We start from the raw sequence: 22,477 nt of genomic DNA, 5'->3' as shown, positions 1-22,477 counted from the left end.
CAGCGGCTCTGCCAGCATCGACGGCGTGCGGTGGACCGCCCTCGTCGGGCTCCTGGTGGTGGCGGTGCTCGCCGTGCTCGCGGTGTCCGCCTGCCGCGGGGAGGTCACCCGCGAGCCGTCCGGTCCGCCCACCGCCGAGCAGGTGGACCGGGCCCTGCGCTTCGCGGCCCTCGCGCCGCTGCCGCCGGGCGCGGTCGTCACGCGCCTGGAGACCCAGGGCGGGATCGACACGCAGGTGGTGCTCGCCGTGCGGGTCCCCGACGGGTCGGCCTGGCGCGCCGGGTCCGGGCTCCCCGCCGACGGCACCCAGCAGCGCGTCGCCAACCCCGACGGCGCGATCGTCCACCGGGAGGTCCGCAGCGGCCCCGGCGAGCTGACCGTCACGGCGTTCACCACCTGACGCCACCTGACGCCGACCCGCTGCGTCAGCCGCGGATCGCGTCCAGGAACGCCTCCGCGCCCTCGACGTCCACGTCGCGCAGACGCTTCTTCCGCCACGCGCCCGGGGTCACGGCCGCGTGCACCTCGACGACCCCGTCGGAGCCGGTGGCGCGGTGGGTCTCCCGGTAGCCGCACGCGGCGCTCACCGCGCGGGAGGCCTCGTTGCCCACGGCCGCGGCGGTCACCGCGCGCGTCATGCCGAGCGGCCCGAACGCGAGCTCGAGGAGCATCAGCCGCACCCGCCGCCCGAGCCCGCGGCCCTGCTCGGCCCGGGCCAGCCACGACGAGGTGCGCGCCGTACCCGCCGGGTCGTCGAGCTCGTGGGCGAGCACCGCCAGGCCGAGGACCCGGCCCCCGTCGAGCACCGCGAACGGGGCGCGCCAGCGGGTCGGGGTCGGCGCCTCGCGCAGCCGCCACGCCCACTCCACGAACCGGCGGGCGGCGACGGCCCCCTCGTCCTCGGGCCAGCCCATCAGCTCGCCGGCGCGGCCGGGCTCCACGACGCCGCCCGGCTCGGCGACGATCTCGGCGAGCTCGAGCAGCTCCTCGTCGGTGGGGACGAGCAGCACCGTGCCCCGGTGCGCGACCCGCAGCCCGAACTGCGGGTAGAGCGCCGCGAGGTCGGCGCGCAGGAGGTCGGCGTCCACAGCAGGGCATGGTGCCTGTCTCGATGGTCGAGCTCCCGCTCCGCTCCGTCTCCGTCGTGGGAAGATCGCGACCATGGCGATCGCGGTGTGCCCCGGTTCGTTCGACCCGGTCACCCTCGGGCACGTCGACGTCGTCACCCGGGCCGCGGCCCTGTTCGACGAGGTCGTCGTGGCCGTCGCCGTCAACCCGACCAAGCAGGGCCTCTTCACGGTCGACGAGCGTCGTGAGCTGCTGGCGACGGCGCTGGCCGGCGTCCCCAACGTGCGCACCGACGCGTTCGAGGGCCTGGTGGTCGACTACTGCGCCGCCATCGGCGCGGCCACGCTGGTGAAGGGCCTGCGCTCGTCGATCGACTTCGGGTTCGAGGAGCCGATGGCCCAGATGAACCGCCACCAGACCGGCGTCGACTCGGTCTTCCTCATCACCGACCCGCGCTTCTCGTACGTCTCGAGCTCGCTGGTCAAGGAGGTCGCCCGGGGCGGCGGGGACGTGGCGGCGTTCCTGTCTCCGGAGGTGCACCGCCGCCTGCTCGAGCGCCTGGGCTGAGGGCTGCGCGACACGCCGACGGGCGGGGCGAATCCCCGGCTGTCGTCGACGGCGGCGGCACACTGCTGACCGTGTACCGCGTGTTCGAGGCGCTCGACGAGCTCGTGACCCTCTGCGAAGAGGCGCGCGGGCTCCCCATGACCACCAGCTGCGTGGTGCCGCGCGGCGACGTGCTCGAGCTCCTCGACGACGTGCGCGAGGCCATCCCGGGTGAGCTGGACGACGCGCAGGACGTCCTCGACCACCGCGACAAGCTCGTCGCGGACGCGACCGAGGAGGCCGAGCGCACCCGGTCGGAGGCGCAGGCGGAGGCCGACCGGCTGCTCGCCGAGGCCCGCGAGCAGGTCCAGCAGATGATCGCCGAGGCCGAGCACGAGGCCGAGCGCACCGTGGGCCGCGGCCGCCGCGAGTACGCCGAGCTCACCGAGCGCGCCGAGGCCGAGGCCGAGCGCATGGTCGAGGCCGGGCGGCAGAACTACGAGCGGTCGGTGGACGACGGGCGGACCGAGCAGGCGCGTCTCGTCGAGGCGCACGAGGTCACGCGCGCGGCGCACGTCGAGGCCGAGCGCATCGTCGACGCCGCCACGGACGAGGCCGACCGCCGCCGCGCCGAGTGCGACCACTACGTCGACGGCACCCTCGCCGACTTCTCCGAGACGCTCGAGTCCGTGCTCGACACGGTCGGGCGCCACCGCCACCAGCTGCGGATGAGCGCGCCCGCCGGGTCGGGCGCGGCCGGGCCGCCGCGGGCGCGCGACGACGACGAGACCGGTGAGACCGGGTCGCGCGACAGCGCTCCGCGCGAGGGCTGGCGCCGGTGGAGCGAGCGCCTCGGCGCCTGACCCTGCTCGCGTAGACTGATCGGTCGGGCCGGCACCGGCCCGATCGAGCCAGACCCGGCGGGACACGAGAGATGACAGGCGAGAAGCCGCAACCCACCGTCGACGCGACCAGCCCCTGGGTGGTCGACGTCGCGCGCGAACTGCTGCGCCGGCCCGGGCAGATGAAGACGCTGCGCCGCGACGTGGCCGCCCCCGAGGGCTTCGGGCTCGACATGATCGGCGTGCCGGTCGGCGAGCCGATCCACCTCGACCTGCGCCTCGAGTCGGTGATGGAGGGCGTGCTGGCCTCCGGGCGCGTCGAGGCCGACGTGCGCGGCGAGTGCTCGCGCTGCCTCGAGCCGTTCACCGACCACGTCGACGTCGACCTCACCGAGCTCTACGCCTACCCGGACTCGGTGACCGACGAGACGTCGGAGGAGGACGAGGTCAGCCGGATCGTCGACGAGCGCATCGACCTCGAGCCGGCCGTGCGCGACGCGGTCCTGCTCGAGCTGCCCGTCACGCCGCTCTGCCGCGAGGACTGCCCCGGCCCGGAGTCCCCGGACCCGGAGGCGTGGGCCTTCGTCCCGGCCGGAGAGGCTCGTGAGACAATCGATCCTCGCTGGGCCGCGCTGCAGGAGAAGTACGGCGTCACCGGCCCGAACGAGAACTGAGGAGACTGAACCACCGTGGCCGTCCCGAAGCGCCGGATGTCCCGCGCGAACACCCATGCCCGCCGCTCGCAGTGGAAGGCGTCGGTGCCGCAGCTGGTGGCGTGCCAGAACAAGGCGTGCGCGCAGCCGAAGCCGCCCCACGTGGCGTGCCCGCACTGCGGCCAGTACGCCGGTCGCCGGGCCGTCACCCCGGCCTGAGGCCGGACCTGACGGCGCCATGACGGCGACCAGCATCGAGGCGTCCGGCACTCCCGACGAGCCTCCCCGCGAGCCGACGCTCGGCGAGGTGCTGCAGGTCGACCTCGACCCCGAGCTGGTCGAGCTCGCCCTCACGCACCGCTCGTACGCGTACGAGCATGGGGGGCTCCCCACCAACGAGCGCCTCGAGTTCCTCGGCGACGCCGTGCTCGGCGTCGTCGTCACCGAACGTCTCTACCGCGAGCACCCCGACCTGCCCGAGGGCCAGCTCGCGAAGCTGCGGGCCAGCGTGGTCAACATGCACGCGCTGGCCGGCGTCGCCCGCGAGCTCGGCCTCGGCGACCGCCTGCATCTCGGCCGCGGCGAGGAGCTCACCGGCGGTCGCGACAAGCCCAGCATCCTCGGCGACGCCGTCGAGGCCGTGCTCGGCGCGGTGCACCTCCAGCACGGCATCGAGACCTCGCGCTCGCTCGTCGAGCGCCTCTTCGACGACCTGCTGCGCACCGCGCCGCTGCTCGGCGCCGGGCTCGACTGGAAGACCAGCCTGCAGGAGCTCACCGCGGCGTCCGACCTCGGCGTGCCCGAGTACCGGATGGTCGACGAGGGCCCGGACCACCTCAAGGTCTTCACGGCCACGGTGGTCGTTGCCGGCGAGGAACGCGGCACGGGCGTCGGGCGCACCAAGAAGGAAGCCGAGCAGAAGGCCGCCCGCGCGGCCTACCAGTACCTCGACGGCGGGGACGGCACCTCCACGTCCGGTGCCTGAGCTCCCCGAGGTCGAGGTCGTCCGGCGCGGGCTCGCCGAGCACGTGCTCGGTCGCCGGGTGAAGTCCGTCGAGGTCACCCACCCCCGCTCCGTGCGCCGCCAGGCCGGCGGCGCCGTGGAGCTGGGGGAGCGCCTCTCCGGGCGGGTGCTGCGCGCGGTCCGCCGCCGTGGCAAATACCTGTGGGTGGAGCTCGGCGAACCCGAGGACTCCGGCGGTGAGGTCGAGGCCGCCCTGCTCGCCCACCTCGGCATGAGCGGACAGCTGCTCGTCCAACCCGCCGAGCGGCTCGACGAGAAGCACCTGCGGATCCGGATCCGGTTCGACGACGACGGCCCGGAGCTGCGGTTCGTCGACCAGCGCACGTTCGGTGGGCTCACGGTCACCGACGTCACGGGTCCCGAGGCGCTCCCCGTCCCCGTCGCCCACATCGGGCGTGACCCGCTCGACCCGGCGTTCGACGCCGAGGGTGCGGTGGGCGGCCTGCGCCGGCGGCGCACCGGGCTCAAGCGCGCGCTGCTCGACCAGACCCTGGTGTCCGGCATCGGCAACATCTACGCCGACGAGTCGCTGTGGCGGGCGAAGCTGCACTACGAGCGGCCGACGGCCACGCTGACCCGGCCCGAGGGGCGGCGCCTCCTGGTGGCGGCGGGCGAGGTGATGGGTGAGGCCCTGGCCGCCGGCGGCACGTCCTTCGACGCGCTCTACGTGGACGTGAACGGCGACTCGGGCTACTTCGACCGGGCGCTCGCGGTGTACGGGCAGGAGGACCGTCCCTGCCCGCGGTGCGGCACGCCCGTGCGGCGCGCGCCGTTCATGAACCGCTCGTCGTTCTGGTGCCCGACGTGCCAGCCCCGCCCGCGGCGCCGGCACGTCTGATCGGCCCATGTGAGCGAACTTCGGTGCTACTGCACCGAAGTTCGCTCACATGGTCAGGGCGTCTCGGCGCGGGTGACCTCGAGGTTGCGGAAGGTCGGCGGGCCGTCGCAGACGCCCACCATCTTGCTGGCGAACGCCGAGGTCACGGGGCTGTCGGAGTTCCTCTGGGCCGCCTCGGGGCTGGGGAACTCGACGACCTCGACGTAGGTGTCGGGGCGGTCGAGGTCGCGGCCCATGACCATCCACCGCGCGGTGCGCTCGGCACCGATCTCCGAGATCCAGCCGTCGATGAGCATGTCCATCTGGTCGTACTGGCGGGTGGAGAACTCGATGAGCTGCACGAACGCCCCGGCGCCGGTGGCCTGCGGCGCGTCGCGCAGGTGCGCCCGGAGCCCGTCCCGCAGCTCCTCGCCGTCGGTGTGGCGTGCGCGGCGACCGCGTGGGCGGCCCCGGCCGCGAGGACCTCGTCCTCCTCGCCGGTGAGGGTCAGCGTGCAGTCGTTCTCGCTGGGGACCTCACGACAGTCGAGCATCCTGCGCATGGCGGACCTCCCTGGGGCATCGCACGGACGGCGGAGGACCAGTGAAGTCCCGGGTGACACGGCCGCTCGATACGGAGGCCTCCGTAGACCGAACGGGTGACGACGGTGCCGGGCCGCGGGGAAGTGGTCGACACTCGGTGACCCGCTCACCTCCAGGGGTGCCCATGAGCGCCGAGCGCACCCTGACCGCCGCCCTCGACCTGGCCGCGGCGACCGCCACCGTGCGCACGCCCGCCGATCTCGACAGCCGAGTCTGGCCGGCGCTCGCCGCGCTCGCGGGCGCGGGCAGCGTCGCGGTCACGGGGTTCGACGGGCACGCGCTGACCTGGCCGTGCGGGACCCCGTCCGGCACGCGGCATCGGGCCCTGCTCGTCCTGCGGCGCCGCGGTGCCGAGGCCCGCGTCGTGCTCCACCGCGCCGTCCGTGACTTCTCCGACCGCGACGTCGCCCTGCTGCACCTCGTGCGGCCCCACCTGGCCGACGCGCTGTGGCGCGCCGCGCACGGCCCGCCGGCCCGGGCCCTGACGGCCCGCGAGCAGGCGGTGGTCGCGCGGGTGGCCCGCGGCGCGACCGACGCGGCGATCGCCCACGAGCTCGGGATCAGCCGCCGGACCGTCGGCAAGCACCTCGAGAACGCCTACGCCGCCCTCGGCGTGCACGACCGCACGTCGGCGGCGCTGCGGCTGGCGGTGCCGCCGGCCTGACCAGGTGGTCCGGTCAGTCGTCGCCGCGCAGCGACCGGCGGATCTCCTCGAGCTTGTCGCGCGCCGCGCTGTCGTGGTCGGCCTCGCGCTCGGCCCGCTCGCGCCCCGCGGGGCTGTCGGCGACGAGCTCCTCGTAGCCCGCGGCCGTCGTGGAGCGGCGCTCGATCGTCTCGCGGACGTGCTCGAACGTGGGCACGCCGTCCTCGGTGTATCCCGGTTCCGTCACACCGGCGAGCGTAGCGCCGCGGACACACGTCGGGCCCCGCATCGCGAGGCGACGCGGGGCCCGGACGAGCAGCGGGACTGCTCAGACGTTCTGCGAGGAGTGCTCCATGAGCTGCTTGAACTCCTCGAGCGCCTTCTCGATCTTCTTCTGCGGGTCCGCGAAGAGCTTGGCGACGGCGTCGCCCGCGGCGCCGCCCGGCGTCTGCACGTGGAGGCTGACCTCGACGCCGGTGGTGTCACCGTGCGGGTCGAAGCGCACCGCGCCGCCGGTCTCGACGTGGTTGTTGCTCTGCTCGAGCGACTTCCACGCGATCTTGCGGTCGCGCTCCTCGTCGATGATCTTGGCGTCCCACTCGATGTCCTTGCCCAGCGGGCCCTCGACCACCCAGTGCGTGACGTCGGCCTGGCCGTTCTTCGGCTCCACCGACTTCACGTCGTCCATGATCTGCGGCAGGTGGGTCAGCGGCCGCCACCACTGGTAGCACTGCGCGGCCGGGGCGTTGACCTCGAGGTAGTGCGTTGCGGTTGCCATGTGTCACGGGTTGACAGCGGGCGACGGCCCCGAAACGACGCCATCGGTGCGACACGACCCACGTCCTCGACCGATCCCGTGGACGTTTCGGGCTTCGCGTAGCGTCATCCGGGACCCGGGGCGGGGGAGGAGGACCGGGCGTGCACCTGAAGAGCCTCACGCTGAAGGGCTTCAAGTCCTTCGCCTCGTCGACGACGCTGCGCTTCGAGCCCGGCATCACGTGCGTGGTCGGGCCCAACGGCTCGGGCAAGTCGAACGTCGTCGACGCCATCAGCTGGGTGCTCGGCGAGCAGGGGGCCAAGGCCCTGCGCGGCGGCAAGATGGAGGACGTCATCTTCGCCGGCACCTCGGGGCGTGCCCCGCTGGGCCGTGCCGAGGTCACGCTCACCATCGACAACGCCGACGGCGCGCTGCCCATCGACTACGCCGAGGTCTCGATCACCCGGCGGGTGTTCCGGTCGGGCGCGGGCGAGTACGAGATCAACGGCAGCAGCTGCCGCCTGCTCGACGTCCAGGAGCTGCTCTCGGACTCCGGCATCGGCCGCGAGCTGCACGTCCTCGTCGGCCAGGGCCAGCTCGACGCCATCCTGCAGTCGCGGCCCGAGGAGCGGCGGGCGTTCATCGAGGAGGCGGCGGGCGTCCTCAAGCACCGCAAGCGCAAGGAGAAGGCGCTCCGCAAGCTCGAGGCGATGCAGGCCAACCTCACGCGCCTGTCGGACCTCACCACCGAGCTGCGCCGCCAGCTCAAGCCGCTCGGGCGCCAGGCCGAGATCGCCCGCCGGGCCCAGACCATCCAGGCCGACCTGCGTGACGCGCGGCTGCGCCTCGCCGCGGACGACCTGGTCACGCTGCGCACCACGATCTCCCGCGAGCAGGCCGACGAGGACGCCGCCCGCCGGCGCCGTGACGAGACCGAGCGCGCGCTGGCCGAGGTCGGCGAGCAGGTGACGACGCTCGAGGCGGCGGTCGAGGCCGCGACGCCGGCGCACACCCGCGCCCAGGAGGGCTGGTACCGCCTCTCCGCGCTGCAGGAGCGCCTGCGCGGCACGGTCGCGCTCGCCGCCGAGCGGCACCGGCACGTCGCCGGCGCCGAGGACGCCCCCAGCGGGCCGGACCCCGACGAGCTCGAGCGCCGCGCCGGCGAGGCCGCCGAGCACGAGGCCGCCCTCGAGGCCGAGGTCGCCGAGGCCCGCGCCACGCTCGAGGGGCACGCGGAGGAGCGTGAGCAGGCCGAGGACGCGCTGACCACCGCCGAACGCCGCCTCGCGGCCGCCACGCGCGCCGCCGCCGACCGCCGGGAGGGGGTGGCCCGGCTCGCCGGCCAGGTCGAGACGCTGCGCGGGCGCCTCGCGTCGTCCACCGAGGAGCTCGAGCAGATCGCGGGCTCCCTGGACGAGGCCCACGGGCGCGCGACCACGGCGCGCGAGGAGCTGGCCGCGCTGGAGGACGAGGCCGGTCCGGAGCCCGCCGCCGAGGCCGAGCCCGTCGCGGCGTCCGACGTCCCCGACGACGCGCCCGACCCCGAGGCGGCCCTCGACGCCGCGGTCGAGCGGCACGAGGTGGCCCGGGCGGCGGTCGACGCCGCCGGCGCGGCCCACCGCGACGCCGAGCGCGACCGGGCCCACTGGCAGGCGCGCACCGACGCGCTCGCCCTCGGCCTCACCCGGCGCGACGGTGCGGGCTCGCTGCTCGCCGCCGCCGACCCCGTGCCCGGCGTGCTCGGGTCGGTGGCCGCCCTGCTGCGGGTCGACGCGGGCGACGAGGACGCCGTCACCGCGGCGCTGGGCCCCGCGGCGGACGCGGTGGCCGTGCGCGGCCCCGACGCGGCCGCCGACGCGCTCGACCGGCTCCACGACACCGAGGGCGGACGGGCCGGGCTGCTCGTCGGCGGGGGTGGCGCGGCGCCCGCGCACCCGGGACCGGCGCCGTCGGGCACGCGCTGGGCCGCCGACCTCGTGCGTGCCCCGGACGACCTCGCCGGTGCCGTGGCCCGGGTGCTCGCGGGCACCGTCGTCGTCGACGACCGCGCGGCCGCCCGCGCCGTCGTCCGCGACCACCCCCACCTGCGGGCGGTCACCCGCGGCGGCGACCTGCTCGGCGCCGACTGGGCGGCCGGCGGCCCGTCGGGCAACCAGAGCCTGCTCGAGATGCAGGCGGCCGCGGACGAGGCGGGCGACCGGCTGGCCGCCGCCGAGCGCCACGTGCGCGAGGCCGACGCGGCGCTCGAGTCCGCCCGCGAGGCCGAGTCGGCGGCGCGGGCGGAGGTCGGCGTCGCCCGCCAGGTCCGCGACGACCGGCGCCGCGCCGACGCGGAGGCGCGCCGGGCGGCGGACGCCCGCCGCGCCGCCGACGACGCCGCGCGCGCCGACGCGGCGCGGCGCCACGGTCGGCTCAGCGAGACCGTGCGCGCCGCGGAGGCCGAGGCCCAGCGGCTCACCGAGCGGCGCGCGGCCGTGGAGCGCACGCGCGACGAGCGCCGTGACGAGCTCGACGAGCTCACCGAGCGGCTCGCGATGGCCCAGGACGAGGCCGCCGAGATGGCCGACGGGGCCGCCGACGCCGAGGACCACGCCGCGGAGCGCGACCGGGCGTCCGCGGCGCTCACCGCGGTCCGGGCCGCCGAGGTCGACGCCCGCCTCGCGCTGCGCACCGCCGAGGAGCGCCTGCGCGCCGTCGCCGGGCGCGCCGAGGGCCTGCGCCGCCGCGCCGAGGGCGAGCGCGAGGCACGGGCCCGGGCGGAGGAGCGCGCCCGCGAGCGGGCGCGCGTGGCCACGCTCACCGAGGAGGCCGTGCGCCACGGTCGGGACGCGCTGGCGCGCCTGGAGTCCTCCCTTGCCCGCGCCGCCGAGGCCCGCGACGCCGCCGCGGCGGTGCGCACGGCGCGGGCCGGCGAGCTGGAGACGGCACGCGAGCGCCAGCGTGAGCTGCAGGCGGGCCTCGAACGACTCACCGACACGGTGCACCGCGACGAGGTCGTCCGCGCCGAGCAGCGCACCCGGCTGCAGCAGATGGAGGCGGGCATCGGCGAGCGCTTCGGGATCGCGCTCTCCGATCTCGTCGCCGAGTACGGCCCCGACGTCCCGATCCCGCCGCCTGCGGGCGAGGTCGCCGAGGTCGAGGCGGCCCGCGAGCGCGGCGAGCAGGTCGTCATGCCCCCGGCCGAGCCCTACGACCGTGCCACCCAGCAGCGCCGCGCCGCCCGTGCCGAGAAGGAGCTCGGCCAGCTCGGCAAGGTCAACCCCCTCGCCCTCGAGGAGTACGCGGCGCTCGAGGAGCGCTACCGCTTCCTGTCCACCCAGCTCGAGGACGTCAAGAACAGCCGCAAGGACCTCCTCGAGGTCGTCTCGCAGGTCGACGCCACGATCCTCGAGGTCTTCGCGACGGCGTTCACCGACGTCGCCCGGGAGTTCGAGGCCGTGTTCCCGGTGCTGTTCCCGGGGGGCGAGGGACGGCTGGTGCTCACCGACCCCGACGACCTGCTCGCCACCGGCGTCGAGGTCGAGGCCCGCCCGCCGGGCAAGAAGGTCAAGCGGCTCTCGCTGCTCTCCGGCGGCGAGAAGTCGCTGACGGCGGTGGCGATGCTCGTGGCGATCTTCCGCGCCCGCCCGTCGCCGTTCTACGTCATGGACGAGGTCGAGGCGGCCCTCGACGACGCCAACCTCCGGCGCCTCATCGGCCTGCTCGCCGAGCTGCGGCGCAACTCCCAGCTCGTGATCATCACGCACCAGAAGCCCACGATGGAGATCGCGGACGCGCTCTACGGCGTGAGCATGCGCGGCGACGGGATCACCGCCGTCATCTCGCAGCGCCTGCGGGGCGCGGATGCGCCCGGACCGTTCGCCGGGACCACCCCGACGTGACCACTCAGAGTACTCCTGCGTCGCGTTGAGTAGTGGTCGCTGGCCCGGATCGGGGTCGAGGACGACGCCGACGGGGCCTCCCGACCGGCCCGCGACGCCTCTACCGTGCTGGTGAGGGCGCTGCGGGGGACGGGGGCGGACATGACGGCGGTGCGATCCGGTCCGGCCCACGCCGCCCCGGACGTGCTGCTGTCCCCGGCGCCCCCGACCGGACCCGTGCGCCCCGGCCGCCACGCCCGTCCCGGCCCGGGCACGCCCTCGGGTCCGCTGGTGCCGCTGCGCACGGTGGCGCGCACGCCCGTCCCGACGCCCGCCGCCGAGGGTGTCCTCGAGCTCGCGCCGGGGCGGCTGCTGATCGACACCTCGTACTCCCGCCTGAGTCCCCACCTCGGCCACCGCCGGGTCGCGGTGAGCGTCGACGGGCTCCCGTGGCGCTTCGCCTGGGGCCGCACGCCCATCGAGCTCCCGGCGGGGCGACACCTCGTCGAGATCGAGGTGGAGCACGGACGGGCCGGTCGGCGCGCCTGGGGGCACGTCGCCGACGCGGTGCCCGTGGCGGCGGGCAACACCGTCGAGGTCTTCTACCGGGCCCCCGCCCTGCCGCGCCTGGCCGGCTCGCTGGGCCCATCGCGCCAGCGCACGGCGGGGTTCGCGCTGTGCGCGGCGCTGATCGTGCTCGCCGGCGTCGCCGCCCTCACCGGGGTCGGGCTGCTGGTCCTCGCGGTCGCGCTGCTCGTGGCCTGATCGCTTCCCCCGGGGTCCGACCGCTGCGGTGATCGCCGTTCGCAGGACGTGCGCGGCGTCAGGCGCGGCGCACGTCCTGGGATCGCCGATCATGCGTGCGGCGCCCGCGGGTCCACCCGGCCGCGCGCCGCGGTGACGCGCGGCTGGGAGACTGGCCCGCGTGTCGCTGAGCTCGTCGCTGACCTCCCCGCTCGACCAGACCGCCGCCCCCGCCGGGGCCAGCACGCTGTCGACGGGGCTCATCGCCACCATCGTCGTCGTCGCGGTGGTCGTGATCCTGCTCATCGTGCTCGGTGTCGGGCTCTACCTGCGCCGGCGGCGCCAGGTCTCGCTCGCCGAGGAGCAGGCGGAGGAGGCCAAGCCGACCAAGGGCTCCTACCAGGCGGGCGGTGGCTTCAGCTTCAGCGCCGGCACCGGTGGCTCCACCCTGACCCCGCCACGCGGGCCGGGAGCCCAGCCGGAGGCCCAGCCGGAACCCCAGCCGGAACCCGAGCCGAGCGAGCCCGCCGCGCGCCCCGAGACCGCCGGTCCCCAGGGCACGGCCTCGCCGGGCGCGGCCGAGGCGCCCCCGGCCACGCGGCCCGCCACACCCGAGGTCACCGAGCCGGAGACCACCGAGCCCGAGGTCACCGAGCCCGAGGTCACCGAGCCGGAGACCACCGAGCCGGAGACCACCGAGCCCCCGGCGACCACCGGCCCGGGCACGCTCGACGAGCCCGACGTCGCCGCCGGCCCCCAGGCCACGGCGCCCCCGGAGGCCGCCGAACCGGAGACCGCGGAGCGCGTCACCACGGAGCCGGCCGCACCCGAGGCGCCCACCACCACCGACGCCACCGAGACCGTCCCCCCGTCGACGGGGACCACGGTCGCCCCGGCCGCGCCGCCGGAGGAGATCCCCTCGGCCGAGGGGCGCCTCGAGCGCCTGCGGGGGCGGCTGGGCCGGTCGCGGTCGACCCTGGGCCAGGGCCTGCTCGGCCTGCTCGGCGCCGGGGACCTCGACGAGGACTCCTGGGAGGAGGTCGAGGACACGCTGCTCCTGGCCGACCTCGGTTCGGCGACCACCCAGGAGATCGTCGGCAAGCTGCGCGAGCGCATCGCCGTCCGCGGCGTCCGGACCGCCGACCAGGCCCGCGAGCTGCTGCGCGAGGTGCTCGTCGAGGCGCTGGGACCGGACATGGAGCGCTCGGTGCGCGCCCTCGCCCACGACGACCGTCCGGCCGTGGTGCTCGTCGCCGGCGTGAACGGCACCGGCAAGACCACGACCACCGGGAAGCTGGCGCGCGTGCTGGTCGCCGACGGCTTCGTCGTGCTCCTCGGTGCCGCCGACACGTTCCGTGCCGCGGCTGCCGAGCAGCTCGCGACGTGGGGCGAGCGCGCCGGCGCCGAGACGGTGCGTGGCAAGGAGGGTGCCGACCCGGCGAGCGTCGCGTTCGACGCCGTCCGGCGCGGCACCGAGTCCGGGGTCGACGCCGTGCTGCTCGACACGGCGGGCCGCCTGCACACGAAGACCGGCCTCATGGACGAGCTCGGCAAGGTGAAGCGGGTCGTCGAGCGCCAGGCCGAGGTCGACGAGGTGCTGCTCGTCCTCGACGCCACCACCGGCCAGAACGGGCTGACCCAGGCGCGGGTGTTCAGCGAGGTCGTCGACGTCACCGGCGTCGTGCTGACGAAGCTCGACGGCACCGCCAAGGGTGGCATCGTGTTCCAGGTGCAGCGCGAGCTCGGGGTGCCGGTGAAGCTCGTCGGCCTCGGTGAGGGGCCCGACGACCTCGCGCCGTTCGAGCCCGGGGCGTTCGTGGACGCGCTGCTCAAGTAGCCGCGGCTGTCGGGGTGCGGCCCTAGCCTGCGGGTCATGTCCGGCATCGCACGCCTGCAGCTCACCGCCATCGACACCCCCGACCCGTACGCGCTCGCCCGCTTCTACTCCGCGCTCGTCGGGCTCCCGATCGCCGAGGACCCCGAGGACGACTGGGTCGAGCTCGACGCGGGTGGCGCTCCCACCCTGGCGTTCCAGCTCGCGCCGGCCCGGCGTGCCCCGGCGTGGCCGCAGGAGGGCGCGCTGCAGTTCCACCTCGACCTCGAGGTCGGCGACCTCGACGTCGGCGAGGCGGCCGTGCTCGAGGCCGGGGCCACGAAGGCGGAGACACAGCCGGGGGAGACGTTCCGCGTCTACCTCGACCCCGACGGCAACCCCTTCTGCCTCGTGCTCGCCGGGGAGGGGTGAGACGGGTGTGCTCCGATCGGGCGGGCGATCATCGCGCTCCGTCATGACGCACGTCTCCCGCTGTCCGGTAACGCCGGGCGCGAAACATGATGGTGACACCCGGCGGCGGGCTGTTAACTGCCACGAAACGAACGGCGACCCCGCCGGAAACACGGCCTGCGCATTCTCGCTCTTCGAAATCGCTGCTCGCGAGAAGGGAAGCTGCTGGCCGTGGAACTCGACAGCGGAACGATCGCCTGGATGTTGACCAGCACCGCGCTGGTCCTGCTCATGACGCCGGGCCTGGCGCTGTTCTACGGCGGCCAGGCGCGCTCGAAGAGCGTCCTCAACATGATGATGATGGTCTTCAGCACGTGCGCCACGGTGGGCGTGCTGTGGGTCATCTTCGGCTACTCGCTGTCGTTCGGTGACGACGTCGGCGGTGGCCTGCTCGGCAACCCGGGCCAGTACTTCATGCTCTCGAGCCTGCTCTCCGAGACGGTGCAGACCGACGGGCTGCCGGACATCGCCTTCGTGGCCTTCCAGGCCATGTTCGCGATCCTCACGGTGGGCCTCGTCGCCGGTGCCGCCGCGGACCGCATGAAGTTCAACTCGTGGATGGTGTTCTCCCTGCTGTGGGCGACGCTGGTCTACTTCCCGATCGCCCACTGGGTGTTCGACCTCGACGCCGGCTGGATCGCCAACGGCATCGGTGCGATCGACTTCGCCGGTGGTACGGCGGTGCACATCAACGCCGGTACGGCCGCGCTCGTGCTCTGCATCGTGCTGGGCAAGCGCCGCGGGTGGCCCCGTGAGCCCATGCGTCCGCACAACCTGACGATGGTCATGCTCGGTGCCGGTCTGCTGTGGTTCGGCTGGTTCGGCTTCAACGCCGGCTCGGCCGCGGTGGCGAACTACTCGGCCACCTACGCGTTCCTCAACACGGTCGTCGCCACCTGCACCGCGATCTGCGGCTGGCTGATCATCGAGCAGATCCGTGACGGCAAGGCCACCTCGCTCGGTGCCGCCTCGGGCATCGTCGCCGGCCTCGTCGCCATCACCCCGGCCTGTGCCGCCGTCACCCCGCTCGGCGCCATGGCCATCGGCTTCATCGCCGGCATCGGCTGCGCCTACGCCGTCGGCCTGAAGTACAAGCTGGGCTTCGACGACTCGTTCGACGTCGTGGGCGTCCACCTCGTCGGTGGTCTCCTCGGCACCCTGCTCATCGGCTTCTTCGCCTGGGACGGCTCCCCGTCCGAGGTGTCCGGTGTCTTCTACGGCGGCGGCTTCGGCCAGCTCGGCATCCAGGCGCTCGCCGCCGTCGCCGTGATCGCCTACTCCGGCATCGTCACCGCGATCATCGCCTTCATCGTCAAGGCGATCATGGGCCTGCGGGTCGACGACGAGAGCGAGGCCGTGGGGATCGACGAGGGCGAGCACGCGGAGTCGGGCTACGACTTCTCGAGCCTGCGGACCGGGGGTAGCGGTCTCGGGTCCTCGAAGTCGACGCTGTCTGCTCCGACGCAGGTCACGGCGACCGCAGGCAAGGAGGGCTGAACGAGATGAAGATGGTGACCGCGATCATCAAGCCGTTCGTGCTGGAGGACGTCAAGGGCGCCCTCGAGCAGCTCGGGGTCCTGGGCATGACCGTCAGCGAGGTCCAGGGCTACGGCCGCCAGAAGGGGCACACCGAGGTCTACCGGGGTGCGGAGTACTCCGTGGACTTCGTGCCGAAGGTCCGCATCGAGGTCGTCACCGACGACACCGCCGCGGAGAAGGTCGTCGACGCGATCGCCGAGACCGCCCGCACCGGCAAGATCGGTGACGGCAAGGTCTGGGTGACCCCGGTCGAGACCGTGGTGCGCGTGCGCACCGGCGAGCGCGGGGCGGACGCCCTGTAGGAGCTCGGCATCACGACGGCGCCGGGTCCCCGCAGTCACGGGGGCCCGGCGTCGTCCGTCCCGGCACGAGGTCCACGACGAGACCCGAGCACCACGACCGGAGAGGGGACGCGGCGGATGGCCGTAGCGGACGCGGAGCGCAGCGGAGCCGGACCCGGAGATGCGGACGCGGAGCGCAATGACGGGGGACCGTCGAGCCTCGACGACGAGCGCGGGACGACGAACGGCGACGCCGTGGACCTCGTGCGGGCCCGCGCCGCCCTGCTCGACCCGCCTCCCGGGGCCCGTCGCCTCGGGCCGGCCGCACTGCGCGAGGCGCTCGTCGAGCTGCACGACTTCTGGCTCTCGTCCCGCGCCGCCGCGGTGGGGGTGGGGGAGGGCTCGGCCCTGGTGGCCGTCGGGGCGCTCGGACGCAAGGAGCTCGCGCCGTACTCGGACCTCGACCTCGTGCTGATCCACGACGGTCGGGGGCGGAAGAGCGGCCGGGAGGAGATCTCGCGGGTCGCGGACGCGCTGTGGTACCCGCTGTGGGACGCCGGCATCGGGCTCGACCACTCGGTGCGCACCGTCGGCGAGGCGATCGAGGTGGCCACCACCGACCTGCGCGTCGCCCTGGGCCTGCTCGAGGTCCGCCACCTCGCGGGCGACCCCGAGCTCGCCGAACGCCTCGCCGCCACCGCGCGCCAGGCGTGGCGCGCCGGCATCCGCGGCCGCTTCGACGACCTCGTCGCCGCCACCGAGGCCCGCTGGCAGCGCTCCGGCGAGGTCGCCCATCGCATCGAGCCCGACCTGAAGAACGGGCGCGGCGGGCTGCGCGACGTGCAGCTGCTCGACGCGCTGGCCGCGGCGCAGCTCGTCGACCGCCCGACCGTCGACGTGCAGGACGCGCGGCGCCTCATGCTCGACCTGCGGGTGGAGCTGCACCGGCGGGCGGGGCGGGCGCGCGACGTCATGCAGGCCGAGGACGCCCACGAGGTGGTCGCCGCGGCCGCGGGCGATCTCGGTGTCACCGACCGCTTCGACCTCGCGCGGGCCCTCTCGGGTGCCGCGCGCACGGTCGTGTTCGCCACCGACACCGCGCTGCGCTCCGCCCGCGCCGCGTTGCCCCGGCGGGGCCTCGCCGCGCTGCGGCGGGCGCCGGCCCGGCGCCCGCTCGACGACGGCGTCGTCGAGCACGCCGGCGAGGTCGTCCTGGCCCGCGACGCCCAGGTCTCCCGGGATCCCTCCCTGGTGCTGCGGCTCGCGGCGACGGCGGCGCGCACCCGCCTGCCGATCTCGGCGAGCACCCTGCACCGCCTCGCCGAGGCGGCCCCGGAGCTGCGCGAGCCGTGGCCGCGGGCGGCCCTCTCCGAGCTGCTCGCCCTGCTCGGGGCGGGCGAGGGCATGGTCGACGTGATCGAGGCGCTCGACCGCACCGGGCTCTGGGGGCGGCTCTTCCCCGAGTGGGGCGCGGTGCGCGACCTGCCCCCGCGCGACCGCCAGCACGTGTGGACCGTCGACCGCCACCTCGTCGAGGTCACCCGCCGCGCGGCGGAGCTGACCACGCGCGTCTCGCGGCCGGACCTGCTGCTGCTCGGCGCGCTCGTCCACGACATCGGCAAGGGCCGCGACGAGGACCACTCCGTGGTCGGCGAGCGCCTCGCCGCGGCGCTGGGCCGGCGCCTGGGCCTGTGGCCCGCCGACGTCGACGTCCTCGCCGCGATGGTGCGCCACCACCTCCTGCTGCCGCACACGGCGTCGCGTCGCGACCCGGAGGACCCGGCGACGGTCGAGCGCGTCGTCGAGACCCTCGGCGCCGACCCGGTGCTGCTCGAGCTGCTGCACGCGCTCGCCGAGGCCGACTCGCTGGGCACCGGGCCGGGGGTGTGGACGCCGTGGCGCGCGACCCTCATGGGCGACCTCGTGAAGCGCTGCCGCGTCGTCATGGCGGGCGAGCCGACCCCCGGGCCGTCGCCGCTGTCGGACGAGGCGCTCGCCCTCGCCCGCACCGTGGCCGAGAGCGGCCGCCCCGAGGTGGCGATCAGCGGCGAGGGCGCGCTGACCACGATCACGATGACCGTCGCCGCCCCGGACCGCCCCGGCCTGCTCTCCCGCGCCGCCGGGGTGCTCGCGCTGCACTCGCTGCAGGTCCACACCGCCGATCTCGGGGAGCACGACGGCGTCGCGGTCGACGCGTTCACCGTCTCGCCGCGCTTCGGGCGCCTGCCCGAGGCGTCGCTGCTGCGCGAGGACCTCGTGCGCGTGCTGCGCGGGTCGATCGACCTGCCGGCCCGCCTCGAGGCCAAGGAGCGCGACTACGACCGGCCGGGTCCCGCGCCGGCGCCGAGCCGCGTCGTGTGGTTCGACGACGAGGCCACCGGCGCGGTGGTGCTCGAGCTGCGCACCAACGACCGGATCGGGCTGCTGTACCGCGTCGCCGCCGCGCTCGAGTCCGAGGGGCTCGACGTGCGGTGGGCGCGCGTGTCGACCCTGGGCAGCTCGGTGCTCGACGCCTTCTGCCTCGAGACCGCCGAGCACGAGGGACTCGACCCCGAGCGCCGGGAGAAGGTGGAGGAGGTCGTGCTCGCCGCGGCGGCGAGCGGGCTGACGACCCCGGAACGCTCGCCGACGGCCTGAGCCGGGGCGCTCAGAGGTCGACCGGGCGCAGGTCGAACGGCGACGTCACCCACAGCCGCCGGCCGTCGGGGGAGAGGGTGAGGGACCCGGGCTCGCGGACGTCGAGGCTGCGCACGAGTGCGCCCGACGCGACGTCCAGCACGCCGACCCCCGTCGACCCGTCCGCCTCGGACCGCAGGTACGCGCCGTAGAGGAGCCGGCCGTCGGGCGTGGCGGCGACGGCCCCGACGCGGAAGCCGCGGGCGCCCGGCGGCGCCGGGGCGAGGGAGCGCGAGACGGCGGCCGTGGCCAGGTCGATCTCCTGGACGGTCGATCCACGCCACGGGGAGACGTAGGCGTGGCGGCCGTCGGGGGAGAGGGTGAGCCGGTCCAGGGCGTCACCGACGCCGTACGGGACCCGCGGGGAGGCCGCTCCGGTGGCGAGGTCGTGCCCGACGAGGGCGCCGCGGTCGAGACCGTGGACGACCCGGCCGTCGCGGCGGACGGCGAGCGTGGACGGCGCGCGCCCGACGTCGGCGACCGTCGTGACCGCCCCGGTCACGGGGTCGATCCGCGCGATGCGCCCGCCACGGTCGGTGCTCGTCGACACGACGACCACGTCCCCGACGGGAGCGGTCGCGATCGCGTACACGATGCCGTCGAGGGGGACACGGCGCAGCACCGTCCGGGTCCCCGCGTCGATCACCACGACGGTCCCGTCGCCCCCGCCGCCGCGCGCACCGTGGGCGGCGTAGACCGTCCGCCCGTCGGGCGCGAGGGCCAGCCCGCCCCCCGTCGCGAAGCCGGGGCGGTCCCCGAGCGGGATGGTGCCCACGGAGCCGAGCGTCTCGGTGTCGAGCACCTCGATCTCGCCGTCGGTGTCCGCCAGCCAGAGCAGGCGCCCGTCCGGGGACATGATCGTGTCGAGGGCACTCGCGTCCAGCCGGGCCGCCGACCGGGGCCAGAGGGCGACCAGCGCGACCAGCACCGCGACGAGCGTGAGGGCGGCGCCGGCGACGAGGAACGCCCGCCGCCGGCGTGGGCCGCGGTCCGGCGGTGGCGGCGCCCACGGCGAGTGGGCCCGCCCCGGGCCCGGCGGGGACCACGACGGCGCGTGCGGTGGTGCGCTCCAGGGCGCGGGCGCCGGCGCGGGGACCGGGGCGGGTGCCTCCAGCGCCCGGGCCGCGGCGGCGGCGAGCGCCCCGGCCGAGCCGTACCGCCGGCCGGGGTCGGTGGCCGTCGCGACGGCGACGACGTCGTCGAGCGCGCGCGGCACCTCCGCACGCAGCGCCGACGGCCGGGGCCGCGGCGCGTGGTGGTGGGCCGCCATGAGCTGGACGAAGTCGCCGGTGAAGGGCGGGCGGCCGGTGAGCAGCTCGTGCAGCACGCAGCCCAGCGCGTAGACGTCGACGCGGTGGTCGCCGCCCGCGGCGAACCGCTCCGGCGCCATGTAGGCGGCGGTGCCCGTCACCGCCGACGCGCTGCGGGACCCGGTGAGCAGGTTCGCCGCGATGCCGAAGTCGATGAGGTAGACGAAGTCGGCACGGCCGTCGGGGTCGTCGCCCACGCGCTGGAACAGGACGTTGGACGGCTTCACGTCGCGGTGGACGAGGCCGTCGGCGTGGGCGGCGTCGAGGGCTCCGGCGACCTGGGCGAGGACGGCCACCGCCCGCGCCGGCCGCAGCGGGCCGTGCCGGGCGAGGTGGTCGGCCACCGAGACGCCCTCGACGAGGCGCATGTCGAGGTAGGGGCGGCCGTCGATGGCGCCGTAGTCGTGGATCGGGATGACGTGCGGGTCGCGCAGGCGGGCGGCGAGCTCGGCCTCGCGCAGGAAGCGTCGCTGGAAGTCGGCGTCGTCGGCGAGGCCCGCGGGCAGGCGTTTGAGGGCGACGTCGCCGCGGTCCTTGCGCGTGTCGACCGCGCGGTGGACCTCGCCCATCCCGCCCCGTCCGAGCAGGCCCCGCAGCTCGTAGGGCCCGAACCGCTCGGACACGCGGGGGAGCCTAACGATCCGTCCGGGGCCGAGGGGGCCGTTCGGGAGACGACGGCGGAGGTCCGCCGAGCGCGACCGTTAGGCTGGGGGTTCGTCCTCGGCCGACCGTGCCGGGGCCTTCCTGCGCCGCCCAGCGACAGATCGAGGAGTGCGAGCGCCGTGTTCGACGCCCTGTCCGACCGTCTCACCTCGGTCCTGTCCGACCTGCGCGGCAAGGGTCGGCTCTCCGAGACCGACATCGACACGACGTGCCGCGAGATCCGCATCGCGCTGCTCGAGGCCGACGTCGCCCTGCCCGTGGTGCGGGAGTTCGTCAAGCAGGTCAAGGAGCGGGCGCGCGGCGCCGAGGTCTCCGAGGCGCTGAACCCCGCCCAGCAGGTCGTCAAGATCGTCAACGAGGAGCTCGTCGGCATCCTCGGCGGCGAGACCCGGCGGCTGCGCTTCGCCAAGCAGCCGCCGACGGTGATCATGCTCGCCGGCCTCCAGGGCTCCGGCAAGACGACGCTCGCCGGTAAGCTCGCGCACTGGCTCAAGGGCCAGGGCCACACCCCGATGCTCGCGGCCTGCGACCTCCAGCGGCCCAACGCGGTCAACCAGCTCCAGATCGTCGGTGAGCGCGCCGGGGTCGAGGTCTTCGCGCCCGAGCCCGGCAACGGCGTCGGCGACCCGGTCGACGTCGCCCGCCGCGCCGTCGCCGACGCGCGCAGCCGCCAGTACGACGTGCTCGTCGTCGACACCGCCGGCCGTCTCGGTGTCGACGAGGAGCTCATGCGCCAGGCGGCGGACATCCGCGACGCCGTGACGCCCGACGAGACGCTGTTCGTCCTCGACGCCATGGTCGGTCAGGACGCCGTCCTCACCGCCCAGGCGTTCCGCGACGGCGTCGGCTTCTCGGGCGTGGTGCTCACCAAGCTCGACGGCGACGCTCGCGGTGGTGCCGCGCTGTCGGTCCGCGAGGTCACCGGCGAGCCGATCCTCTTCGCGTCCAACGGCGAGAAGCTCGACGAGTTCGACGTCTTCCACCCGGACCGGATGGCCTCGCGCATCCTCGGCATGGGCGACGTGCTCACCCTCATCGAGCAGGCCGAGCAGGCCTTCGAGGAGGGCCAGGCCGAGGCCGCCGCGGCCAAGATGGGCACCGGCGAGCTCACGCTCGAGGACTTCCTCGAGCAGATGATGGCCGTGCGCAAGATGGGCCCGATCGCGAACGTGCTGGGCATGCTGCCCGGCGCGAACCAGATGAAGGACCAGCTCGCCGGGCTCGACGAGAAGCACCTCGACCGCGTCCAGGCGATCATCCGCGGCATGACGCCCGCCGAGCGGGCCGACCCGAAGATCATCAACGGGTCGCGGCGCCTGCGCATCGCCAACGGCTCCGGGGTCGGCGTCACCGACGTCAACCAGCTGGTGGAGCGGTTCTTCGAGGCCCGCAAGATGATGAAGAACATGGCCGGCCAGTTCGGCCTGCCGGGCATGGGCGGCGGGCGCAAGGGCAAGCGCCAGGCGGCGAAGGCCGCGAAGAACGTGCGCAAGGGCCCGAAGTCGATGCCGGCGATCGCGGGCATCGCCCAGGAGAGCACCGGCCAGGACCGCGGCGAGCGCTCCGTCGGCAGCTACCAGACCCCAGGGCTCAACCAGCTCCCGCCGGCGCTGGCGGGGATGAACGAGCTGCCCCCGGGCTTCGACCCCGGCGCCCTGAGCTTCCCCGGCAACGCCGGCGGCGGCTCCCCGCGCGGCAACGGCGGCGGCAAGAAGGGCACCAAGAAGAAGCGCAAGTAGGTCAGCGCTCCAGCCACTGCCGGCGCCGCCGGTCCGAGGCCCGCGACAGCCAGGCGTCCTGCACGATCTCGGCGAGCTCGTCGCGGGGGATGCGGTCGAGGTGCGCCGCGCGCAGCAGCACCGAGAGGTGCCCGTCGAAGTGCGGCGTGGTGAAGAACGGCGTGGACGCGTCGTGCACGAGCGCGTCCTTGTCCTCCTCGGACTCCACCCAGAACATGATCACGTCGGTGTACTTCTCCCCGGTCTCCGGGTCGCGGGCGTCGGGCCGGGGCGTGCGGAAGAAGACGAACGACTTCCCGCCGACCTGGTAGACGGTGTTGCCCTTCGGCCCCTCGACCGCGGTGACGAACGGCATCCCGGCGGCGAGGGCGTGCACGTCGTCGACGGTGCTCATACCGGCCGCGTGTCCCTTCTCCTCGACGACCCCGG

Annotated in this window: 22 protein-coding genes; 16 read left to right on the top strand and 6 right to left on the bottom strand. The window is 75.2% G+C overall.

Translation table 11 applies throughout. The features are described from left to right. Positions 1-25 precede the first annotated feature (25 nt). On the top strand, positions 26-400 hold the full coding sequence (locus WCD41_RS26455) for a hypothetical protein (protein WP_337718163.1): 375 nt from the start codon (positions 26-28) through the stop codon (positions 398-400). 25 nt (positions 401-425) lie between these two features. Here WCD41_RS26455 and WCD41_RS26450 read toward each other — a convergent pair whose 3' ends face one another. Further along, positions 426-1,088: a GNAT family N-acetyltransferase gene (locus WCD41_RS26450; protein WP_337718161.1), complete on the bottom strand. Its 663-nt coding sequence runs from the start codon at positions 1,086-1,088 to the stop codon at positions 426-428. Positions 1,089-1,161: 73 nt separating this feature from the next. On the opposite strand from WCD41_RS26450, the gene coaD reads away from it, so the two are divergent. From coaD to mutM, 6 genes are all read left to right on the top strand, one after another. Further along, positions 1,162-1,635 (top strand): pantetheine-phosphate adenylyltransferase, encoded by a 474-nt coding sequence (gene coaD / locus WCD41_RS26445; RefSeq protein ID WP_337718159.1) that lies wholly within the window; start codon positions 1,162-1,164, stop codon positions 1,633-1,635. 71 nt (positions 1,636-1,706) lie between these two features. Then, the gene (locus WCD41_RS26440; RefSeq protein WP_337718156.1) at positions 1,707-2,477 is read left to right on the top strand and encodes a F0F1 ATP synthase subunit B; all 771 of its coding nucleotides are present in this window, start codon (positions 1,707-1,709) and stop codon (positions 2,475-2,477) included. A 71-nt stretch (positions 2,478-2,548) separates the two neighbouring features. After that, the gene (locus WCD41_RS26435; protein ID WP_337718154.1) at positions 2,549-3,130 is read left to right on the top strand and encodes a YceD family protein; all 582 of its coding nucleotides are present in this window, start codon (positions 2,549-2,551) and stop codon (positions 3,128-3,130) included. A 15-nt stretch (positions 3,131-3,145) separates the two neighbouring features. Continuing rightward, positions 3,146-3,328, top strand: a complete 183-nt coding sequence (gene rpmF, locus WCD41_RS26430; RefSeq protein ID WP_133824893.1) for a 50S ribosomal protein L32 — start codon at positions 3,146-3,148, stop codon at positions 3,326-3,328. 19 nt (positions 3,329-3,347) lie between these two features. Then, entirely contained in the window at positions 3,348-4,094 is a 747-nt protein-coding gene (gene rnc, locus WCD41_RS26425) for a ribonuclease III (protein ID WP_337718152.1), read from the top strand. Beyond that, positions 4,087-4,971, top strand: coding sequence for a bifunctional DNA-formamidopyrimidine glycosylase/DNA-(apurinic or apyrimidinic site) lyase (mutM, locus tag WCD41_RS26420; RefSeq protein ID WP_337718150.1), 885 nt, complete (start codon positions 4,087-4,089; stop codon positions 4,969-4,971). Before rnc ends, mutM begins: the two co-directional genes overlap by 8 nt. A gap of 53 nt (positions 4,972-5,024) precedes the next feature. Here mutM and WCD41_RS26415 read toward each other — a convergent pair whose 3' ends face one another. Beyond that, positions 5,025-5,312 (bottom strand): hypothetical protein, encoded by a 288-nt coding sequence (locus WCD41_RS26415; protein WP_337718148.1) that lies wholly within the window; start codon positions 5,310-5,312, stop codon positions 5,025-5,027. Between the two features lie 364 nt (positions 5,313-5,676). On the opposite strand from WCD41_RS26415, the gene WCD41_RS26410 reads away from it, so the two are divergent. Next, positions 5,677-6,216 (top strand): LuxR C-terminal-related transcriptional regulator, encoded by a 540-nt coding sequence (locus WCD41_RS26410; protein WP_337718146.1) that lies wholly within the window; start codon positions 5,677-5,679, stop codon positions 6,214-6,216. A 13-nt stretch (positions 6,217-6,229) separates the two neighbouring features. On the opposite strand, the gene WCD41_RS26405 is transcribed toward WCD41_RS26410, so the two are convergent. Continuing rightward, positions 6,230-6,442, bottom strand: a complete 213-nt coding sequence (locus tag WCD41_RS26405) for a hypothetical protein (protein WP_337718144.1) — start codon at positions 6,440-6,442, stop codon at positions 6,230-6,232. 81 nt (positions 6,443-6,523) lie between these two features. Further along, a complete protein-coding gene (locus WCD41_RS26400; protein WP_337718143.1) occupies positions 6,524-6,973 on the bottom strand; it encodes an SRPBCC family protein in 450 nt (149 codons plus the stop codon). A gap of 140 nt (positions 6,974-7,113) precedes the next feature. On the opposite strand from WCD41_RS26400, the gene smc reads away from it, so the two are divergent. The 7 genes from smc (at position 7,114) to WCD41_RS26365 (ending at position 18,297) form a co-directional block, all read left to right on the top strand. Next, positions 7,114-10,833, top strand: a complete 3,720-nt coding sequence (gene smc, locus WCD41_RS26395; protein ID WP_337718141.1) for a chromosome segregation protein SMC — start codon at positions 7,114-7,116, stop codon at positions 10,831-10,833. Positions 10,834-10,974: 141 nt separating this feature from the next. After that, the gene (locus WCD41_RS26390; protein WP_337718139.1) at positions 10,975-11,577 is read left to right on the top strand and encodes a hypothetical protein; all 603 of its coding nucleotides are present in this window, start codon (positions 10,975-10,977) and stop codon (positions 11,575-11,577) included. 265 nt (positions 11,578-11,842) lie between these two features. Beyond that, positions 11,843-13,393, top strand: a complete 1,551-nt coding sequence (gene ftsY, locus WCD41_RS26385; RefSeq protein WP_373695204.1) for a signal recognition particle-docking protein FtsY — start codon at positions 11,843-11,845, stop codon at positions 13,391-13,393. A gap of 36 nt (positions 13,394-13,429) precedes the next feature. Continuing rightward, positions 13,430-13,801 carry a VOC family protein gene (locus tag WCD41_RS26380; RefSeq protein ID WP_337718137.1) on the top strand — a complete coding sequence of 124 codons (372 nt, stop codon included), beginning with the start codon at positions 13,430-13,432 and terminating at the stop codon, positions 13,799-13,801. Positions 13,802-14,041: 240 nt separating this feature from the next. After that, positions 14,042-15,337: an ammonium transporter gene (locus WCD41_RS26375; RefSeq protein ID WP_337718135.1), complete on the top strand. Its 1,296-nt coding sequence runs from the start codon at positions 14,042-14,044 to the stop codon at positions 15,335-15,337. A gap of 5 nt (positions 15,338-15,342) precedes the next feature. Then, positions 15,343-15,681 carry a P-II family nitrogen regulator gene (locus tag WCD41_RS26370; RefSeq protein WP_133824904.1) on the top strand — a complete coding sequence of 113 codons (339 nt, stop codon included), beginning with the start codon at positions 15,343-15,345 and terminating at the stop codon, positions 15,679-15,681. A 117-nt stretch (positions 15,682-15,798) separates the two neighbouring features. Continuing rightward, the gene (locus tag WCD41_RS26365; RefSeq protein ID WP_337718132.1) at positions 15,799-18,297 is read left to right on the top strand and encodes a [protein-PII] uridylyltransferase; all 2,499 of its coding nucleotides are present in this window, start codon (positions 15,799-15,801) and stop codon (positions 18,295-18,297) included. 10 nt (positions 18,298-18,307) lie between these two features. On the opposite strand, the gene WCD41_RS26360 is transcribed toward WCD41_RS26365, so the two are convergent. After that, complete coding sequence (locus tag WCD41_RS26360; RefSeq protein ID WP_337718130.1) at positions 18,308-20,269, bottom strand: serine/threonine-protein kinase; 1,962 nt, start codon at positions 20,267-20,269, stop codon at positions 18,308-18,310. A 159-nt stretch (positions 20,270-20,428) separates the two neighbouring features. Between WCD41_RS26360 and ffh the strand changes: the two genes are divergently transcribed. After that, complete coding sequence (gene ffh / locus WCD41_RS26355; RefSeq protein ID WP_337718128.1) at positions 20,429-22,048, top strand: signal recognition particle protein; 1,620 nt, start codon at positions 20,429-20,431, stop codon at positions 22,046-22,048. Between the two features lies 1 nt (position 22,049). On the opposite strand, the gene WCD41_RS26350 is transcribed toward ffh, so the two are convergent. After that, positions 22,050-22,442, bottom strand: a complete 393-nt coding sequence (locus WCD41_RS26350; protein ID WP_337718126.1) for an MmcQ/YjbR family DNA-binding protein — start codon at positions 22,440-22,442, stop codon at positions 22,050-22,052. Positions 22,443-22,477: the final 35 nt, after the last annotated feature.

Origin of the sequence: Actinomycetospora aeridis, assembly GCF_037400275.1 — a bacterium.
In the GTDB taxonomy this organism is placed as follows: Bacteria; Actinomycetota; Actinomycetes; order Mycobacteriales; family Pseudonocardiaceae; genus Actinomycetospora; species Actinomycetospora aeridis.
Note: the sequence above shows the minus strand (reverse complement) of the source record. Positions and strands in the feature narration are given on the sequence as shown.

Bases quoted from the DNA above. Each gene is read 5' to 3' on its own strand.
- coaD (WP_337718159.1), top strand. From the start codon at position 1,162: ATGGCGATCGCGGTGTGCCCCGGTTCGTTCGACCCGGTCACCCTCGGG.
- WCD41_RS26370 (WP_133824904.1), top strand. From the start codon at position 15,343: ATGAAGATGGTGACCGCGATCATCAAGCCGTTCGTGCTGGAGGACGTC.
- WCD41_RS26410 (WP_337718146.1), top strand. From the start codon at position 5,677: ATGAGCGCCGAGCGCACCCTGACCGCCGCCCTCGACCTGGCCGCGGCG.
- WCD41_RS26380 (WP_337718137.1), top strand. From the start codon at position 13,430: ATGTCCGGCATCGCACGCCTGCAGCTCACCGCCATCGACACCCCCGAC.
- WCD41_RS26350 (WP_337718126.1), bottom strand. From the start codon at position 22,442: ATGAGCACCGTCGACGACGTGCACGCCCTCGCCGCCGGGATGCCGTTC.
- WCD41_RS26375 (WP_337718135.1), top strand. From the start codon at position 14,042: ATGTTGACCAGCACCGCGCTGGTCCTGCTCATGACGCCGGGCCTGGCG.
- WCD41_RS26365 (WP_337718132.1), top strand. From the start codon at position 15,799: ATGGCCGTAGCGGACGCGGAGCGCAGCGGAGCCGGACCCGGAGATGCG.
- WCD41_RS26390 (WP_337718139.1), top strand. From the start codon at position 10,975: ATGACGGCGGTGCGATCCGGTCCGGCCCACGCCGCCCCGGACGTGCTG.
- WCD41_RS26435 (WP_337718154.1), top strand. From the start codon at position 2,549: ATGACAGGCGAGAAGCCGCAACCCACCGTCGACGCGACCAGCCCCTGG.
- WCD41_RS26400 (WP_337718143.1), bottom strand. From the start codon at position 6,973: ATGGCAACCGCAACGCACTACCTCGAGGTCAACGCCCCGGCCGCGCAG.
- rnc (WP_337718152.1), top strand. From the start codon at position 3,348: ATGACGGCGACCAGCATCGAGGCGTCCGGCACTCCCGACGAGCCTCCC.